Below are 15,576 nucleotides of genomic sequence, written 5' to 3'. Positions count from 1 at the left end.
ATAGTTCGTGAGCATTCCCATACTGCTCGGGTTCACCGGCCTGTGTTTGCTTCTGGCGATCACACCTGGTCCCGACACGTTTCTTGTACTCAGATACGGTCTCGGCGGTGCCAGGCTCGGCATTGCGGCCGCGATCGGTTCCGGGATCGGGTCGCTGTGGTGGGCCGCTATGGTCGCGCTGGGGTTGGCCGCTCTGCTCCAGAACTCGGCCTCCGCGTTTCTCCTTGTCAAAGTGGCAGGCGGGCTCTACCTGCTCTACCTCGGGATCGCCGGGTTCCTCCGCCGCGGTCGCGGCAACGCGGATAGCGCGGACAGTGGTGCGGGCGTTACCGGTGCCGCCGGACTGCCGAGCATCCGATCGGCCTTATGGTCCGGATTATTTTCCTGTGCGTTGAACCCCAAGGTCGGCCTGTTCTTTCTCGCAGTGGTCCCGCAATTCCTGCCTGCCCACGCGATCGGTATCGGCCCGACCATGGTCCTCGGCGCCATCGATGGGGTCGTGGCCGTGTTCTGGTTGACTCTGGTGGCGGTGGGGTCGGCCACGGCGGTGGGATGGCTGCGGCGGCCGAAGGTGAGCCGCCGACTCGAGGAGATCAGCTCGGGCATTCTGGTCGCTCTCGGCATCGGTACGCTCGCCAGTACCGCGTGATGGATGGCTCGGGTTTCGATCGACGGGTCGGTGCCGCCGGTGTCACTGTTCGGAGTCGACCACACAGATATCCGAAGTCCTCGGTATTCCCAGGGGATCACCGAGTCCGGGCTCGGTATGGGCGGCTTCCTGTGCTGCTTGTCCTTCTGCGATATCGCGCGGAGTGAACCGCATCATCAACACGACGAATCCCGCTGCTATCGCGATGGCGGCGCAGCAGACGAACGCCAGTCCGTATCCACTGGCCAAGGCATGGATCTCCGGCTCGGACATATCCGGGAGGGCTGTGGCCGGGCCGCCGAGCGACCGGGTCCGCGAGCCTGCTATCGCGCCGACCGTCACCAGCCCCACGGCGCCGCCCAGATTCTGGGCTACCTGCGCGAGCGCGGTGAGCGGGCCGATCTCGGCCGCGGTGGCGCCCGCGATGACCGACAAGGTCAAGGGAATGACCGCGAACCCGACACCGAACCCGACCATGACCACCGCCGTGGCAATGGCGGGAAAGTAGGCCGGCCGATGGGTGACGATGGCGGAAGCGTAAAGACAGCCGATGAGGATGACCATCCCGCCGAGGATCACCAGCCAGCGCGGCTGCCAGCGCAGGGCGAGTGCGGACGCGAGCGCCGCGGCGACACCAAGCCCGACCGCGAACGGGGCAACAGCCAACCCGCTGCGCAATGGTGAATACGCCAGAACCCCTTGCAGATACAAAGAGATGAACACCGCCAAACACATCACGATCGCACCGGCAAGCACGATCGCCACCAGAGCCGCGACCCGGCTGGGATTGCTGAACACAGTGAACGGCAGGATCGGGTTCGCGGCCCGTTGTTCCACGATCACGAACCCGGCCAGCAGCACCACCGCCATAACCGCCGGGACAACGACGATCGGGCGATCCCATCCACCAGGTCCCTCGTTCACGGCGAACACCGCCGCGGTGACCCCGAGCGTGACCAGCACCGCACCGGGCACATCGAGGGCCGAACCCGGCCCGTGCGACTCCCGCAGATACATGACCGCGCCGACCACCACCAGCACCCCGATCGGCACATTGATCAGGAACACCAGCCGCCATGACAATTCGGTGAGCGCACCGCCCGCGATGAGCCCGGCCACCGACCCCACACCACTGAGAGCCGCGTAGACGGCGAAAGCCTGGCTGCGGGCTTTACCGGGGGCATAGGTAGTGGCGATCAACGCCATCGCGGTCGGTGCGGCCACCGCCGCCGACATCCCCTGCAAGGCGCGCCCGACGATCAGACTGGTCTGATCCCATGACAGCCCGCACAACAACGAGGTCAGCGTGAATGTCACTACTCCAGCCGTGAATACCCGCCTGCGACCGAAGCTGTCACCCAGCCGCCCACCAAGCAACATCAGACCACCGAAAGCCAGCACGTAAGCGGTGATGATCCAGTTGCCCGCCGACTCGGTCATCCCCAGCGCATCACGAACCCGCGGCAGCGCCAACGCGACAACGGTACCGTCCAGCACCACCAACAGCTGCAACCCGCCGAGCACGAAGATCGGCACACCCCACACTCGATTCTGCCCAGCGTCGGTGATCGTGCCCGAAGAAGTCATGATCAGCGACGCTACCGGTTAATTGCGGGGAAGCGGCCGAGTGTCTGTGCACCGGTTATCCTCATCCGATCGATACCTCGTCGCCCACGCCTGAAGATTCGAATTCGTTACTGGACGGTGGTGAGGTAGTCGCTTCCGCCGACGTAGACCGTGTGGCCGAGGGGAACGGGGGCATGGGCGGCGCGGGCGATGGCATCGGCGAATTCGTCGACGGTGGGCAGCGCCCCGTGAGCACGGCGGGCGTCCACTGCGGCGGGATCACGGCGTTCCAGCAGCTGCACGATGATCGTGCCATCGATCATGTCGCCACTGACAACGACGAACTCGATGCCGCGAGCGGCCAAGTCGGGAATCCGGGTACGCAGGGCGTCTTCGCCTGCGCGTTTACTTGCCGCGATCGGCTCATACCCGGCAGGCAGCGGACCGCCACGGGGATGGAAATGCGCTTGGTGGCTGGTGATGAACACGATGCGCCCACCCACAGGCATCAATCCGGCCGCGCTATCGGCCAGATGTAGTTGGGCATCGCGGTTCAGGCGCATCGCGTACCCGGGATCGGCGTCACGTTCCAGTCCGCCGGAGGCATTGAGTACCAACACATCCAATCGCCCGAAACGGTTCTCGATCTCGGCCAGCATCCGATCGGCCGAATCGGGGTCTGAGACATCGGCGCCCACCGCGTCGGCCGTCGCGCCCGTACTTCGGATCCGGTCGACCACCGTCTGGGCGCGCCTGTGCTTCTCCCGATAGTTGACCACCACGTGCATGCCCGGGCCGGCGAGCCGGATCGCGGTCTGCGCCCCGATCCCGCGGGAAGCCCCGGTCACCAGCACTACCTTCTTCGCCGTGTCGGCCGTATCGGGCATGACTGTCCCTTTCGTCGCAGACGCTTCTGATTCAGAAGCAACTATGGTACTTCGAAATGAGAAGCATAAACGGTGATCGAGCTGTGCCGACGGTGATCGAGTTGCTGGGACAGCGCTGGATGCTGCGGGTGCTCTGGGAACTCGAACCGGGGTCGCTGGGGTTTCTGGACCTGCGCCGCCGGATGGGTAACTGCTCGTCGAGTGTCCTGTCGGACCGGCTGCAGCAACTACAAGCCGCCGGGCTCGTCGAAAAACGCGGTCCGCGCGGCGCCTACGAACTCACTCCGGCAGGCATACATCTCAGTGAGGCCCTGCAACCGTTGTGGCACTTCTCGGCCCACACCTACCGTCGATAATTCAGGACAAGTGGCAGTCGTTTGCTGGATGGCGAAGCTGCGGTCCTCGGGAAGCTCCGGTCGGAGAACAGGGTGGAAGCCGATAGTCGGTAGTCGATCGCCGGGCGCTGTGCTCTAATCAACCCGTAATGAACATTTCTCAGCTCTGGTGGCCGTTGGTCTAGCGGCCGAAGACTGTCTTTGGGCCGCCTTACCCGCGGCCTGTGCTCGTTATTCGACGACAATTCAGCCCAGCCGTGCATGAGGTGGTCCTGGTGAAGAGGAAGGACCACGAATGGCGATTCATCAGGAGGAGCCGACACCGGCCGAGGGTTTCGGCCGGATACTGATCAGCTCCCGCTCGCTCGACGAATACCGGGCGATGTTCGAACTCACCGACGGTGATCTGCGTCGGCGTATCCTCGACTGTCCGAGCGGGGCAGCCGAATTCACCGCCGAGATATGCCGGCTCGGTGGTGACGCTATCGCTTGCGACAGCGCGTACTTCGATAACGGGATCGACAAGGTCGCCGCGACCGCAGTGGCCGAAGCCGAACGCGGCAATCGATATGTCCATGCCAACCGGCATCTCTACAGGTGGACCTTTTTCGCCGATCCCGACCAGCACCGGATTCAGCGACAACGCGCGGCGGAACGGTTCGTGGCACATACTCGGCAGAGTCGTGGTCGCTACGTTGCCGGGAGGCTGCCCGCACTTCCCTTTCCCGACAACGATTTCGATCTTGTTCTCAGTTCGCACCTACTGTTCAGCTATGCCGAGGAACTCGATTACGACTTCCATCTGCACGCGTTGCTCGAGTTGATGCGTGTCACGCGCGGTGAGCTGCGTGTGTTTCCACTTGTGTCGATCGGCACGACCGCGCGATATCCACACCTGAACGAACTGCTTGTCCAGTTGCGTCGCTATGGAATCGCTGGCCGGATCACCGAGGTCGACTATGAATTTCAGGTGGGCGGCAACGAGATGTTGGTCTGCCGCCGTCTGGAGGGCATGCCAACATACTGAGCCGTTAGACCGGTTCAGTGCGTTGGCGGCGTCGAGAACCAGAACTCGGGGACTGTCGCCATCGGCTCTCACTCCATCCCGCTGAACCGCGCACTCCTCTGTCGATATGCCAGGGTCGGCCAGCGCCGCGGCCGCACCCGACCCTTGCTGTGGTCTGGTCGGGCTGGGGCCGGGGTGCCGGATAAGTGGTTAGCCGTGGACTTTCCGGAACAAATAGACATCGGCGGGCAGTGTGTATCGGATACCGCGGCCGGTGTGGTTGAGTTGTTCGCGGGTGGGGTGCGGTGGCCGTGCGGGTTGCAGGTATCGGTCGAGATCGTCGGTGACGAGCCGGTATCGGCCGGATCGGTGATGGATCGCCGCGTCGAGTCGATATCGCGGGTCCAGGTGCGCGAGTCCGGCATCGGCGTGGCTGTTGTTGACCAGCAACCAGCCATCGGGGCGCAGGCACCGGGTGGCGTATTCGGAGGCGGGGCCGGTGTAGAGCGAGATCACGAGATCCCAAGCATCGCCAGGCAACTCAGCAAGATTCTGGGTGTAGTCGCCCGGTACGAATGTGATCAGGGGGTCGGCAGTGTATTGCCGGTGGTCTCGTGCCAGGGCGGTCGCCGCGTCGGGGTCGGCGAATGCCTTGCGGGCGCGTGCATCTGAATCCAGATAGGTGACATCGGACCATATGTAGGACGGTGCGAGGTCGAGGTAGCTACCGGGGTAGAGCACGCGCTGCGCGCCGGTCCGGTCGGCAACCGCCGCGTATAGGTCGGTGCGGTCGCCGATGCGCTCCATGTAGTCGATGAAGGCGGTGGTCGAGCGGTTCACGGGACTCCTGTCGAGGTCGGCAGCATGAGAGCGGGATGGGTGGAATTCGGAAGAACGTGGAAAAGCGGCTGGTTTGACGTCCTCCCGGCCCTGAAGGACCGGGCTTGCGCGCTACGTTCCTCGGTCAGCGGCCGTCGACGATCACGCCGCAGTGGGTGGTGGTGATGGCTGTACCTCCGGGAAATCGAGTTCACTACCAGTACTGATGTTGTTTTCCGTCGGTGTCGGCGAGGAAGACGACCGCATCGGTGCCGTCCAAGTCCGCCGGGTCGATCGGGATATGGCCGGGCACGATCGGTTCGCCCGCGCCGATCGATGGGGGAAGCGCGGCCCGCAGTGCTTGTGTCGGGAACAGGGCGCGGCGGGTGGTCGCCGCGGCCAACATGCCCTGGAAGGTGTTCGGATCACTGTCGGGGCCTGCGTCGGTCGCCAGGAACATATAGCGCGCACCGAGGGCTAGCCCGACGAGTGCGCCCGCGCTCCCCCAGCTCATTTCGTCGTCGCCTGCCCGCAGGCGGGACTGCGCACGCTGTAGGTGCACGTTGTGCGCGAATACCAGGCTCGGCCCGCGTCGCTGCTCTTGTGCGATGAGCGCGAGCAGGTTCTCGGCCATCATTTCGGCGCGCAGACCGAGCAGGGTCGCGAGGCGGTCGGGTGCGGGATCGGCCATGGCCGCGTGATAGCGCAGCAGACCCTCGGCAGTACGCGCGTGTGCGACGGCGTGGTCGTAACCGGTGGGATCGGAGGGACGCAGGTCGGGTGCCGCGCGGCGCAGTGTGCTGGTGAGGTCGTCGGCGATGCGGCGAAGGGCACGAGCACGGTCGGAGTCGCCGATGGATGCCGCCGGGTCGAACATGGCCGCCTGGTTCGTCCAGTCCGTGTCTTCGCCGAGCAGTGCGTCGAGGTCGTGGATCGATCCGGGCCGTATCGGCTCGGGCAGGTAGTCGATGACCGACGACAGTGCGCGGCGCGGGCTCGGTGCGGCGGAGTACTCCACCGGTGCGTCGAAGCCGTAGAAACGAACCCGGTCCTGTGGCGCGCGGTCGGCATTGTGCGTGCGGAGCCATTCGACGAGTTCGCGGTTGCCGGGCACAGCGCCGAACCCGTGGCTGAATCCGGTCGCGAGCACCGTATCGAGTTCCGCAGGCGCCCCGGCTATGTAGTCGTCGACGATGGCGGCGGCGAAGATATCGGTCTCCAGCGCGATCGACCGGTACCCACGCTCGATGAGGTGAACGAGGAGTTCGTTGCGCAGCAAAGGGAACGCCTCGATCCCGTGTGTCGGCTCACCGAGGGCGAGCAGGGCCGGTGGCTCGGTTCGTGTGGCGAGTAGTTCGTCGAGGGCACGGCCAAGGCTCGCCGGGTCGTCGAGTTGGCGGCCGATCCCGCGCAGTGCTGTGGCAGTGGACATGAACACTCCTTTTCAGCAGGTACAGCCCTCGACAGTATCGTTGAAGTTTCGAGTGAAACTTCTGCGATTTGTTCCTGTCGATAAGGGATGAAAGTCTCAAACGGAGGTGCGAGCTGCGGCCTATCGACCTCGCCCGAGAGCACGGGTTGTCCGCTCAGGCGGTCCGCAACTACGACGCCGCGGGAATCCTCCCGCCGAGCGAACGCAGCGCGACCGGTTACCGGTACTACACGCCTCTGCACGCGCAGGCCCTACGCACCTTTCTCGCGTTGCGCCGTGGCCACGGGCACCAGCGGGCAGCGGAGATCATGCGCGCGATCAACCGAGGCGATACCGACTCCGTCTATCGGCTCATCGACGCCGCGCACGTCGCACTGCTCGCCGAACGCGACACCCGCACCGAGGTCGCCGCCACTCTCGGTGCCTTGTCCGCTGCCGCACCCACCCAGGTCGGTGGTCGACCGTTGACTGTGGGCGAACTCGCGCGCCGGATCGGCGTGCATCCGGCAACGCTGCGCACCTGGGAGACCGAGGGCATCCTGCGCCCCCAACGTGACCGGGCAACGGGTTACCGCGAATACGGACCGGACTGCGTACGCGATGCCGAGATCGCACGACAACTGCGCCGAGGCGGATACCTGTTGCGTCAGGTCGCGCAGTTCCTCGAATCGCTGCGCGAGGCAGGCGGGACAGACGCGTTGAGCGCCTTCCTCAGCTCCTGGCAGGACCGGCTGGCCACGCGCAGTCGTGATCTGCTCGCAGGCGCGGCCCAGCTCGACGCCTACCTCACCCTGTTCGGTCACCCGTAACGGAGGTGGCCGGCGAGAACTACCGTCGGGATGCCGGACAGGTCGGACGCTTCGTGCCGCGGACCGGCCGCAGTTGACGACGCGAAAACTCGGATGCACAGATTTTCTGGATCGTGTTCACTGGGGACGTTTTTCCGAGCGGCGGTGCCGCGGAACTCCGGTGGAGGTATCGGCCATGCATGACGAAGCGATCGCCGCGAACAGGGCGAACTGGGATGAGCGGGCGGATGTGCATGTGCGGTCCCGGATGTATGACGCCACGGATTCCGCTGAACTTCGCTGTCGTGGCCCGGCGCGTGGACTGAATCGCTACGGCTGCCACACGCCGTCCCCGATCGGTGTCTTCGCTGATCAGCTCCTCGTGGGCTGGGTGATTCGGCGGATCGGCCGAACGCGGATGCCGGATTCCGGCCGCAGGTTCACCGAAGCCAGTGGCCGTACCGGGTGGGCTGGGTCGAGCTCGAGCCGGAACCGCTGCACCGTCATGGCCAAGATGAGCACCATCTCGGTCATCGACAGGTCTTTGCCCAGGCAGATGCGCGGGCCGCCGGAGAACGGGAAGAACGCGAACTTGTGTCGTTCGGCGACCTCCTGGTCGGCGAAGCGTTCCGGACGGAATTCCTCCGGGTCGTCCCACAGCCGCTTATCGCGGTGAATGTAGTACATACACAACGTGACTCTGGCACCAGCGGGCACATCGTATCCGCCGATCACGTCGTCGGCGATCGGGGTGCGTTCGACGATCCAGGCAGGCGGGTACAGTCGCATGGTTTCCTCGATCACCATGCGGCAGTAGCTCAAATGCGCCAGATCGGCGAAGCTCGGCACGCGCTCGCCGAGTACACCGCGCACCTTCTCGGCCAACCGCTCTTGGATCCGCGGATGCGTGGCCAGCAGATAGCATGCCCACGATAATGCGTTGGCCGGGGACTCGTGGCCTGCGACCAGGAGGGTTTTGATCTCGTTGAGCAGATCCTCTTCCCGCATACCCTGTCCGCCTTCGTCGCGGGCGCGTACCAGGGCGGTGAGCACATCGGCGGTGTCGCCGCCGCGGCGGCGTTCGTCGATGAGATGCCTTACCACGTCGTCGAGTTCGCCGACCTTGCGCGCGACCTGCCGTGCCTGTGGGGTCGGGAACGATTGCGGTAGTTTCACCGGCGCGTTCACTCGCTTCATGATGAACGCGAATGCCGCGCGCATCGCGTCGGTCACCTGCGTGGTGTCGGTGGACAGGTCGATGCTGAACAGGATGCGGCCGGTCACCGCGAGCAACAGCGTGACGTAGTCGTCGTAGATATCGCGGAACTCGCCTGCCGTCGCGTCCCAGCCGTCGAGCATGGCCGCAGTGCTTTCGGTGATGGAGTCGGCGAAACCCTTGACGTGGGAGTGCGAGAACGCCGGGTGGATGAGCTTACGCTGCTTACGCCAGTACTCCAGATTGTTCGTGGTCAACTGTCCTTCACCGAGCAGGATGCTGAACTCGTCGTAGATGGGGCTTTTGCGGTAGTTGGTGTAGTTGTCCTTGAGCACGTACTCGGTCATCGCCGGATCGGCGACGAGATAGACCAACATCGGACCCGCCTTGACCCGCACGACGTCGCCGTAACCGTCGAGCAGGGCGCCTACCGTCCCCAACGGGTCTTTCGCCAATTTCGGCAGTATTCGTCCGGTTTCCACCAGTCCTGGCCCGGGTGCTTCCATGATCCGGCCTTTCACTTCAACAGCTCGGCGTGTTTGCGCAGCTGATTCACGTAATCCTGTTTCTCGACCACCAGCGGGTACTGCTCCGCGTGATAGAGCCGCAACCCGGCATGCAGATCGGGTTGGCGGCCTCGGGTGGCGCGTTCGAAGCGGGCGACCCGCTGCGGATCGGCTGCCTTGGTGCGCAGGTATTCGGCGACCAAGTCGGCCTGTTTCTCGTAGACGTCCCAGTGTGAGCCGATCGGCCGCACCATCCCGACCACGAACAGGTCGCGGGTGTGCGGCGGAAAGATATTGAGATACAGGTCAGGTCGCAGACTGTTCTCTGCCCAGTTGAGATGGGCGCGGTCCACCACGGGATAGTTCGGCACGAACCCCGTGGCCAGCACTACGAGATCGACTTTCTCCTCGGTGCCGTCGGCGAAGGTGACTCGATCGTCGTCGACCGCGGCGATATCCGGTTTGGGCATGATGTCGCCGTGGGTGTAGTAGTGGTGCAGTTGATCGCCGAGCATCGGGATGACGATGCCCGCGTCGAAATCAGGGACCGGAAGTCCGAACGAACGCGAGCGGCTGCGCAGATGCCCGAACAATCGCTCGAAAGCCCGCCTGCGTAGCGGCCGCCACATCTGGCCCTGCAGCATGCTGTCGGTCGGGCGGCCGAACATGTACTTGGGCATGCAGTAGAACCCGCGCCTGCTGCTGTGCAGAGTCAGCGCCGCGTTGACCGCGCAGTCGGACAGAATGTCGGCCGCCGATTGCCCGGCGCCGACCACAAGCACCCGCTTACCGAGTACCTGCTCGGGATGGCGGTATTCGCTCGAATGCAGCACGGGGACGGTGCCGGCGCCAGGGATGTCCACCTGGCGCGGGGTGCGGTCGTGTCCGGTGGCGATGACGACTCCCGCATACGACCGCTGTGCACCGTCGCCCAGTGTCACCGTCCACCCGTCGGCCACGGGTTCGACGCGCCGCACCACGGTGTGTAAACGGATCCGCGGCCACAGATCGAAGGCATCGGCGTACGCGTGCAGATAGCGCAGTACGAGCTCGTGCCCGGGATAGTCGGGATAGTCGGCAGGCATGGGGAAACCGGAGAAGGCCTGGACCCCTTTGGATGCGATCACATGGGTGTTGTGGCTGACCGGCGAATCCGCCCGCCGCGCGTCCCAGATCCCGCCGATCCCGTCGCCCGCCTCGAGCACCTCGAAGTCGAGCCCGCGCGCGGCGAATCCCCGTGCGGTGGCCAATCCGGCTGCGCCTGCACCGATCACACAGTAGGTATTCATCGGGCACCCACCGTTTCGGTATCCGGCTTGTCGGCATGCGACGGCGGCGCCGGTTCGGTGCCCGCGCTCGCCCGCAGCGCCACCGCGAAACAGGCCACGTAGATGACCGTCTGCCCCAGCAGGGTGAAGTAGACGTTCTCGTTGTAGACCGCGATGACGAGCCAGACCGTGGTGAGCAACGCGACGCTGCGTACGCTGCCGCGCATCAGTCCGGCGTACACCGCGAGCATCCACACCGCGCCGACGGCGATATACACCCAGGGACCGAAGGGAGCGCGGAACGACGCCAACGTCAGCACCGCAAGCCAGATGGCCAGCTGTTCGGCGCGCACCCGCGGCCCCTGCGCACCCGCGCTCAGTCGCCGGTGGATCCGTATCGCGGTGACTGCCACCAGGATCAGCAGCAGCAGTGTGTAGATGGTGGTGATCAGTTGCGCGGGCCCGGTCGGATCGCCGATATCCCAGCCCATGATGTCCGCTTTGTACGGCAACCCGTACGGCGAATAGTTGACCAGCTGATTGGCCCGCTCCACGAGCACGAATTGGTGGAACTCCCCACTGGCCAGTCGCTGCCAGGTGCCGTCGGACAGGAAGGCCCGCCACGGTTCCCGGCCGAAGATCATCAGCGTCGCCAGCGCGTACACCCCGCAGAAGGCCGAGGTCCACACCGCGGGCCGCCAGCGTCGCTGCACCAGGAGATAGACCAGCAGGATCGCCGGTGACACCTTGGCGATGATCGCGAAGGCCAACACCGCGCCGCCTGAGATATCGCGCCGCAAGTGGAACAAGATCATCGCGCCCACCGCCCCGACATAGAGCACCAGAACGTGGATATTGCCGATCTGCAGGGTCGCCAGTGTCGGCAGGCTGATCCACACCACCGGGGTCAGCGCGGCGAGCACCCCGCCCTGTCTACCGCCGATCCAGCGGGCGATGGCGAACATCGCCACCAGCACGATCGCGACGTACAGCGAATACCACAGCGCGCGCAGGGTCTCGAAGTCGTGGCTGAACAGCAACAGCAATCGCGGCAGCAGCAGGAACGGTGGCGGGTAGAGATAGGGGTCGCGTTCTTGCGGAGCCACGCTGGGCAACACCGAGTCCGCATCCGGTGATTCGTAGCGGTGGCGGTCGTAGAGACTGGATGGTTCGTGCTCGGCGATCAGCGCACCGCTGATATAGCCGGACAGATGGGTCTTCTGCACCAAGAAGTCGTCATCGGAGGCCAGTGAGGCATCGACGTTGTCCGCGTCGAGTATGAACTGTGTCAACCGGGCCAGTAGCGCGACGACAAGGAGGACGACCACACTCCACAGCACCCGCACCACCAACGGCTTGCTGCGTATCACCTCCCGCCATTCCACCGGAACGGTCGGTACGAGAACAACGAAAAATACTACGGCACAAATAATTCCGAGCACCGAGGTGACCACACCCGGCAATCCGGTGAGTGCGAGGGCGATCATCACGACGGGAACGAGAATGCCGACGACGAATACCGCGTACATCGCGGCGTAATAGTCGAGCGAACCACGGAATCCGGTCCATGTCCTGGATATCATCTGCAACTTTCAGTTCTCGCGGCGCCCGGCTCGTGACGTCGCGGCCGATCTCATCTGGTCGCTGCCCCGGCGTGCTCGGTCAGCAGCGGAATAACCTGCGCCACCACGTCCTGCGGGGTGGGTGCGCTACGCAGGTCGGCGCCGATCCGTGCAGCGGCGGATCGGAACCGGGATTCGCGCAATAGCGTGTGCGCCGACGCGGCCAGTGCTTCGACGTCGGCTTGGTCGGCCGAGGTCTCGGCAGTCAGGCCCGCACCAGCCCGCACCAGCCCCCGGCCGTAATCGAACTGGTCGAACATCTGCGGCAACACCAGTTGCGGAAGGCCGAACCATCCCGCGGTGAGCCCGGTTGTCGAACCACCGTGGTGCACGAGCAGATCGCAGCCGGACAGGAACAGGTTCAATGGCACCTCTTCGACGACCCTGACCCCACCGGAAAGCTCACCGACCACAGTCCGGTCGTGCGCCGACAGCGCCACGATCACCTCCGCTTCCGGAGCTGCCGCGGCCAGCGCGGCCAGCACCGTCCGCAGTGGCCGCGAACCGGTCAGGCCGAGTGTGCTACCGCCCATACAGACCGCGATCCGGGTGCGGTCCTGATCGTTGCGGTGCCACTGTGGCAACATGCCGGTGCTGTTGAACGGGGCGTAGCCCATCCGGATACCGGGTGAAGCATCGGGCGCCTGCAACTGTGCTGGGCAGATATCGAGCACGGCGACCGGGTCGACCTGCCGCATGCCCGACTGTTCGGCCAGTGCGGCGGTGTGTTCCTGGAAGGGACCGCCGGTGGGATCGATGCCCCACCGATGTGTCAGGACCGGTAGATTCAGCTCCGCGCCGAGCGCGCGGCCGATGGTGGCCAGCGGGTCGGTGAGGATGACGTCCGCGCCCCAGTCCCTGGCTACCGCGGTGAACGCTGCCACGTACTGCTCTGCGTGGTTGTGCCAGTTCTGCGCGGCGACCTGCCACAGGCCCTGCCCACTGGGCTGATCGCGGTCGGCGAACAGCGGCAGCGGGAACATATCCGGGTTCACCTTGGTGCGCAGCTCGTCCATCGGCACGTGCAACGCGGTGAGCTCGACGGCGTTGAGACCCGAGCGCAGCGCTGTCGCCGTCACATCGCTTCGCGAGGCGACCAGCACATCATGGCCCGCCAGCCGCAGCGCCCAGCAGAACGGCACCATCGCCAGCAGGTGCCCGGACGAGGGCACGGGTACGACAAGGAACTTCATCCGATTCACTCCTTCGGCTTCATCCACTCCATCGGATTGGTATGCCGAGGCACCCAGGACGGAGCTGATTGTTCGACACTGCGCCGCTTTTCGATGACGACGATGTTGTGGTAAAAGTGCAGCGCTCCGATCCAGCCGTCGAAGGCGCCATCGGCGCGGCCGGAATCCTTCTCGAATTCCTGATGATGCAGCGCGTCGACCAGGGTCTTCAGATAGCCGATACTGGTCGCCGGATCATCGGTGCCGGTGCTGCTTCCGCCCCAGCCCGACCAGTAGGAGGTCTGGGTGTCCTCCACTACGTACAGCCCACCCGGCCGCAGATACGGCAACAGCGCCTGGAACGAGGTGAGCACATCGCTGCTGATGTGGCTGCCGTCGTCGACGATGATGTCGAACGGGCCGAGCGAACTACCGAGTTCGTGCAGGAACGAAGCATCGCCTTGGTCGCCCTGCAACGGTTGCAGCCGTGGCTCGGCGATACCGGACTTGTCGAAGTAGTCCAGTCCGTACACCATGCCGCGCCGGAAGTACTGTTTCCACATCCGCAGCGACGCACCGCCCGCCGTGGGCGCCTGGTATCCCCCGATCCCCAACTCCAGCACTCGTACCCGGCTGTCGCGCAACGCCGCGAAATGCTCGGCGTACTGCTGGGTGTACCAGTGCCCACCCCACTTGTCCGAACCGAACTGCAGCGACAGCGCGTTGAGGTCATAGGGATAGGGACGGCACGCGGTGATGATCCGGTCGGCAGCCACAGCGGCAGCGTCGCGAGCCAGCCGCCACGGATCATCCGGAGCGAAGCTACCCGGACCCGGCTCGTCCTTCAGCGCGATCGCACGGGTGCCGATAACAGCATCGGGTGGGCCGTAGACCGCGCGCAGCAACTCCACCAGGTCTTGGCGCACCACCAGCCAGGGGTCGGCCAGAGCTCCCGGACCGATCGCGGGGGCATCGGCACCGAGGGTCATCAGGTAGTCCAGTTGCTTGCCCTCATGGGTCAGCTCGAATACCGCGGTGACCGGTTGGCTCGGCGGGGCGTTGTGGTCCGCGCGCCACGCGATCTCTTTGAGCACCGCATCGGCGACGGTGTCGGTGCCGATCTCCCCGATGCGCGCGGCGGTCTCCTCATAGACACCGTCGGCGATCGAGATCAGATGAGCGGCAAGGAGATTCTCGTCGTTCAGCTTCACGTTATCCCTCCGTTCCGCCGGTGGGTACCGGCCTCGGTTCCACTGCTCTCTCGTGCATGGGCGGGGCCCTGCGTGGTGATGCTGTGCTGCCGCCTCCGGGCCTGACCGCTCATGCTGTGTTGTGTTCTGGCATGAGCGGGGCCCTGCGTGGTGATGCTGCGCTGCCGCCTCCGGGCTTGACCGCTCATGCCGGTACCAGGCGTACGTTCTCGGCGACGAGCATGGCCCTGACCATGCCGCGGAAGTCAACCGAAGGGCGCCATCCGGTCCGCCTTCGTAGCTTCGTCGCGTCACCTACCAGAGGTTGTCTGCTTCGGGTGAGCATCGAAGGGCATTCGCGAACATGGTTTCTCCAGTCCAATCCGGCCATGCTGAACGCGGTGGCGCAGAATTGCTCGACCGTGTGGTGTTCGCCGGTGGCGACGACGAAATCGTCCGGTTCGCCGAGAGCGAGAATGCGTGTCATCGCCTCGACGTAATCCGGGGCGTATCCCCAGTCGGCACCTGCGTCCAGCTTGCCGACCTGCAGGGTGTCGGTTTCGCCGCGCTGGATTCGCGCGACCCCGTGCGCGATCTTTCTAGTGACGAATTTCTCTTCACGTAAGGGGGATTCGTGGTTGAACAGGATTCCTGTTGCGGTGAACAGGCCACGGGCCCGGTAAGTACGGCAGGCCAGCAGGCCCGCCGCTTTGGTCAACGCGTAGATCGAGTCAGGACGCAGCCCGCTGTTCTCATCGCACACCCCGGCGCCGTCGGCGCCGAAGATATGTGAGGAAGCCGCATAGAACAGGCGGGTTCCGGTGTGGTGGCGCTCGACCGCTTCCGCGAAATGCTGCACCGGCATGGTGTTCACCCGATGTGAGGCACGAGCGAGCTTGTGCGCTTCGCCGTGATCATCCTGCGCGGAGTGTTGTACCGCGGCAAGCAGATACACCTGCGCGGGACGTTCGGTGGCGATCAGTTGGTCGACCGCAACGGCGTCGGTGATATCGATCGGACCGTCGCTGCCGATCCGCAACACCTGCTCGCCGCGCGTGGCGAGCAGATGTGACAGCAGTGTGCCGTCCTGTCCCGCCGCGCCCGTGACGACCACAGTCAT

At 64.9% G+C, this 15,576-nt stretch carries 14 protein-coding genes; 4 read left to right on the top strand and 10 right to left on the bottom strand.

All coding sequences use genetic code 11. The annotated features are described in order from the left end of the window. The first annotated feature begins 7 nt into the window (after window positions 1-7). Window positions 8-649 carry a LysE family translocator gene (locus tag ACL02S_RS02495; protein ID WP_412800598.1) on the top strand — a complete coding sequence of 214 codons (642 nt, stop codon included), beginning with the start codon at window positions 8-10 and terminating at the stop codon, window positions 647-649. A gap of 42 nt (window positions 650-691) precedes the next feature. Here ACL02S_RS02495 and ACL02S_RS02490 read toward each other — a convergent pair whose 3' ends face one another. Then, window positions 692-2,236 (bottom strand): MFS transporter, encoded by a 1,545-nt coding sequence (locus ACL02S_RS02490; RefSeq protein WP_412800597.1) that lies wholly within the window; start codon window positions 2,234-2,236, stop codon window positions 692-694. Between the two features lie 107 nt (window positions 2,237-2,343). Further along, entirely contained in the window at window positions 2,344-3,102 is a 759-nt protein-coding gene (locus ACL02S_RS02485) for an SDR family oxidoreductase (RefSeq protein WP_412800596.1), read from the bottom strand. A gap of 56 nt (window positions 3,103-3,158) precedes the next feature. On the opposite strand from ACL02S_RS02485, the gene ACL02S_RS02480 reads away from it, so the two are divergent. Both ACL02S_RS02480 and ACL02S_RS02475 read left to right on the top strand, forming a co-directional pair. Next, a complete protein-coding gene (locus ACL02S_RS02480) occupies window positions 3,159-3,458 on the top strand; it encodes a winged helix-turn-helix transcriptional regulator (protein ID WP_412800595.1) in 300 nt (99 codons plus the stop codon). Between the two features lie 274 nt (window positions 3,459-3,732). Beyond that, window positions 3,733-4,464: a class I SAM-dependent methyltransferase gene (locus ACL02S_RS02475; RefSeq protein ID WP_412800594.1), complete on the top strand. Its 732-nt coding sequence runs from the start codon at window positions 3,733-3,735 to the stop codon at window positions 4,462-4,464. 189 nt (window positions 4,465-4,653) lie between these two features. Here the strand turns inward: ACL02S_RS02475 and ACL02S_RS02470 are convergent, their stop codons facing one another. Together ACL02S_RS02470 and ACL02S_RS02465 are read right to left on the bottom strand one after the other, a co-directional pair. Next, a complete protein-coding gene (locus ACL02S_RS02470; protein ID WP_412800593.1) occupies window positions 4,654-5,283 on the bottom strand; it encodes a hypothetical protein in 630 nt (209 codons plus the stop codon). A gap of 193 nt (window positions 5,284-5,476) precedes the next feature. After that, window positions 5,477-6,694, bottom strand: coding sequence for an erythromycin esterase family protein (locus ACL02S_RS02465; protein WP_412800592.1), 1,218 nt, complete (start codon window positions 6,692-6,694; stop codon window positions 5,477-5,479). A 113-nt stretch (window positions 6,695-6,807) separates the two neighbouring features. Here ACL02S_RS02465 and ACL02S_RS02460 point away from each other — a divergent pair, with 113 nt between their 5' ends. Continuing rightward, a complete protein-coding gene (locus ACL02S_RS02460; RefSeq protein ID WP_412801080.1) occupies window positions 6,808-7,503 on the top strand; it encodes a MerR family transcriptional regulator in 696 nt (231 codons plus the stop codon). A 351-nt stretch (window positions 7,504-7,854) separates the two neighbouring features. On the opposite strand, the gene ACL02S_RS02455 is transcribed toward ACL02S_RS02460, so the two are convergent. The 6 genes from ACL02S_RS02455 to ACL02S_RS02430 all read right to left on the bottom strand — a co-directional run bounded on the left by ACL02S_RS02455 (window position 7,855) and on the right by ACL02S_RS02430 (window position 15,576). Beyond that, window positions 7,855-9,204 carry a cytochrome P450 gene (locus tag ACL02S_RS02455; protein ID WP_412800591.1) on the bottom strand — a complete coding sequence of 450 codons (1,350 nt, stop codon included), beginning with the start codon at window positions 9,202-9,204 and terminating at the stop codon, window positions 7,855-7,857. Between the two features lie 11 nt (window positions 9,205-9,215). Next, the gene (locus tag ACL02S_RS02450; protein WP_412800590.1) at window positions 9,216-10,493 is read right to left on the bottom strand and encodes a flavin-containing monooxygenase; all 1,278 of its coding nucleotides are present in this window, start codon (window positions 10,491-10,493) and stop codon (window positions 9,216-9,218) included. Further along, a complete protein-coding gene (locus ACL02S_RS02445) occupies window positions 10,490-12,055 on the bottom strand; it encodes a glycosyltransferase family 87 protein (protein ID WP_412800589.1) in 1,566 nt (521 codons plus the stop codon). The genes ACL02S_RS02450 and ACL02S_RS02445 overlap by 4 nt, the downstream gene beginning before the upstream one ends. A 50-nt stretch (window positions 12,056-12,105) precedes the next feature. Then, window positions 12,106-13,287, bottom strand: coding sequence for a nucleotide disphospho-sugar-binding domain-containing protein (locus ACL02S_RS02440; protein ID WP_412800588.1), 1,182 nt, complete (start codon window positions 13,285-13,287; stop codon window positions 12,106-12,108). Window positions 13,288-13,292: 5 nt separating this feature from the next. Beyond that, window positions 13,293-14,477, bottom strand: a complete 1,185-nt coding sequence (locus ACL02S_RS02435; protein WP_412800587.1) for a class I SAM-dependent methyltransferase — start codon at window positions 14,475-14,477, stop codon at window positions 13,293-13,295. A gap of 184 nt (window positions 14,478-14,661) precedes the next feature. Then, a complete protein-coding gene (locus tag ACL02S_RS02430; RefSeq protein WP_412800586.1) occupies window positions 14,662-15,576 on the bottom strand; it encodes a GDP-mannose 4,6-dehydratase in 915 nt (304 codons plus the stop codon).

The sequence above is a fragment of the Nocardia spongicola genome, assembly GCF_047200775.1.
GTDB lineage: Bacteria > Actinomycetota > Actinomycetes > Mycobacteriales > Mycobacteriaceae > Nocardia.
Note: the sequence above shows the minus strand (reverse complement) of the source record. Positions and strands in the feature narration are given on the sequence as shown.

Excerpts from the sequence above, each read along its gene's own strand:
- ACL02S_RS02485 (WP_412800596.1), bottom strand. The coding sequence starts at position 3,102 with ATGCCCGATACGGCCGACACGGCGAAGAAGGTAGTGCTGGTGACCGGG.
- ACL02S_RS02445 (WP_412800589.1), bottom strand. The coding sequence starts at position 12,055 with ATGATATCCAGGACATGGACCGGATTCCGTGGTTCGCTCGACTATTAC.
- ACL02S_RS02440 (WP_412800588.1), bottom strand. The coding sequence starts at position 13,287 with ATGAAGTTCCTTGTCGTACCCGTGCCCTCGTCCGGGCACCTGCTGGCG.
- ACL02S_RS02475 (WP_412800594.1), top strand. The coding sequence starts at position 3,733 with ATGGCGATTCATCAGGAGGAGCCGACACCGGCCGAGGGTTTCGGCCGG.
- ACL02S_RS02465 (WP_412800592.1), bottom strand. The coding sequence starts at position 6,694 with ATGTCCACTGCCACAGCACTGCGCGGGATCGGCCGCCAACTCGACGAC.
- ACL02S_RS02455 (WP_412800591.1), bottom strand. The coding sequence starts at position 9,204 with ATGGAAGCACCCGGGCCAGGACTGGTGGAAACCGGACGAATACTGCCG.
- ACL02S_RS02490 (WP_412800597.1), bottom strand. The coding sequence starts at position 2,236 with ATGACTTCTTCGGGCACGATCACCGACGCTGGGCAGAATCGAGTGTGG.
- ACL02S_RS02450 (WP_412800590.1), bottom strand. The coding sequence starts at position 10,493 with ATGAATACCTACTGTGTGATCGGTGCAGGCGCAGCCGGATTGGCCACC.
- ACL02S_RS02430 (WP_412800586.1), bottom strand. The coding sequence starts at position 15,576 with ATGACTGTGGTCGTCACGGGCGCGGCGGGACAGGACGGCACACTGCTG.
- ACL02S_RS02480 (WP_412800595.1), top strand. The coding sequence starts at position 3,159 with ATGAGAAGCATAAACGGTGATCGAGCTGTGCCGACGGTGATCGAGTTG.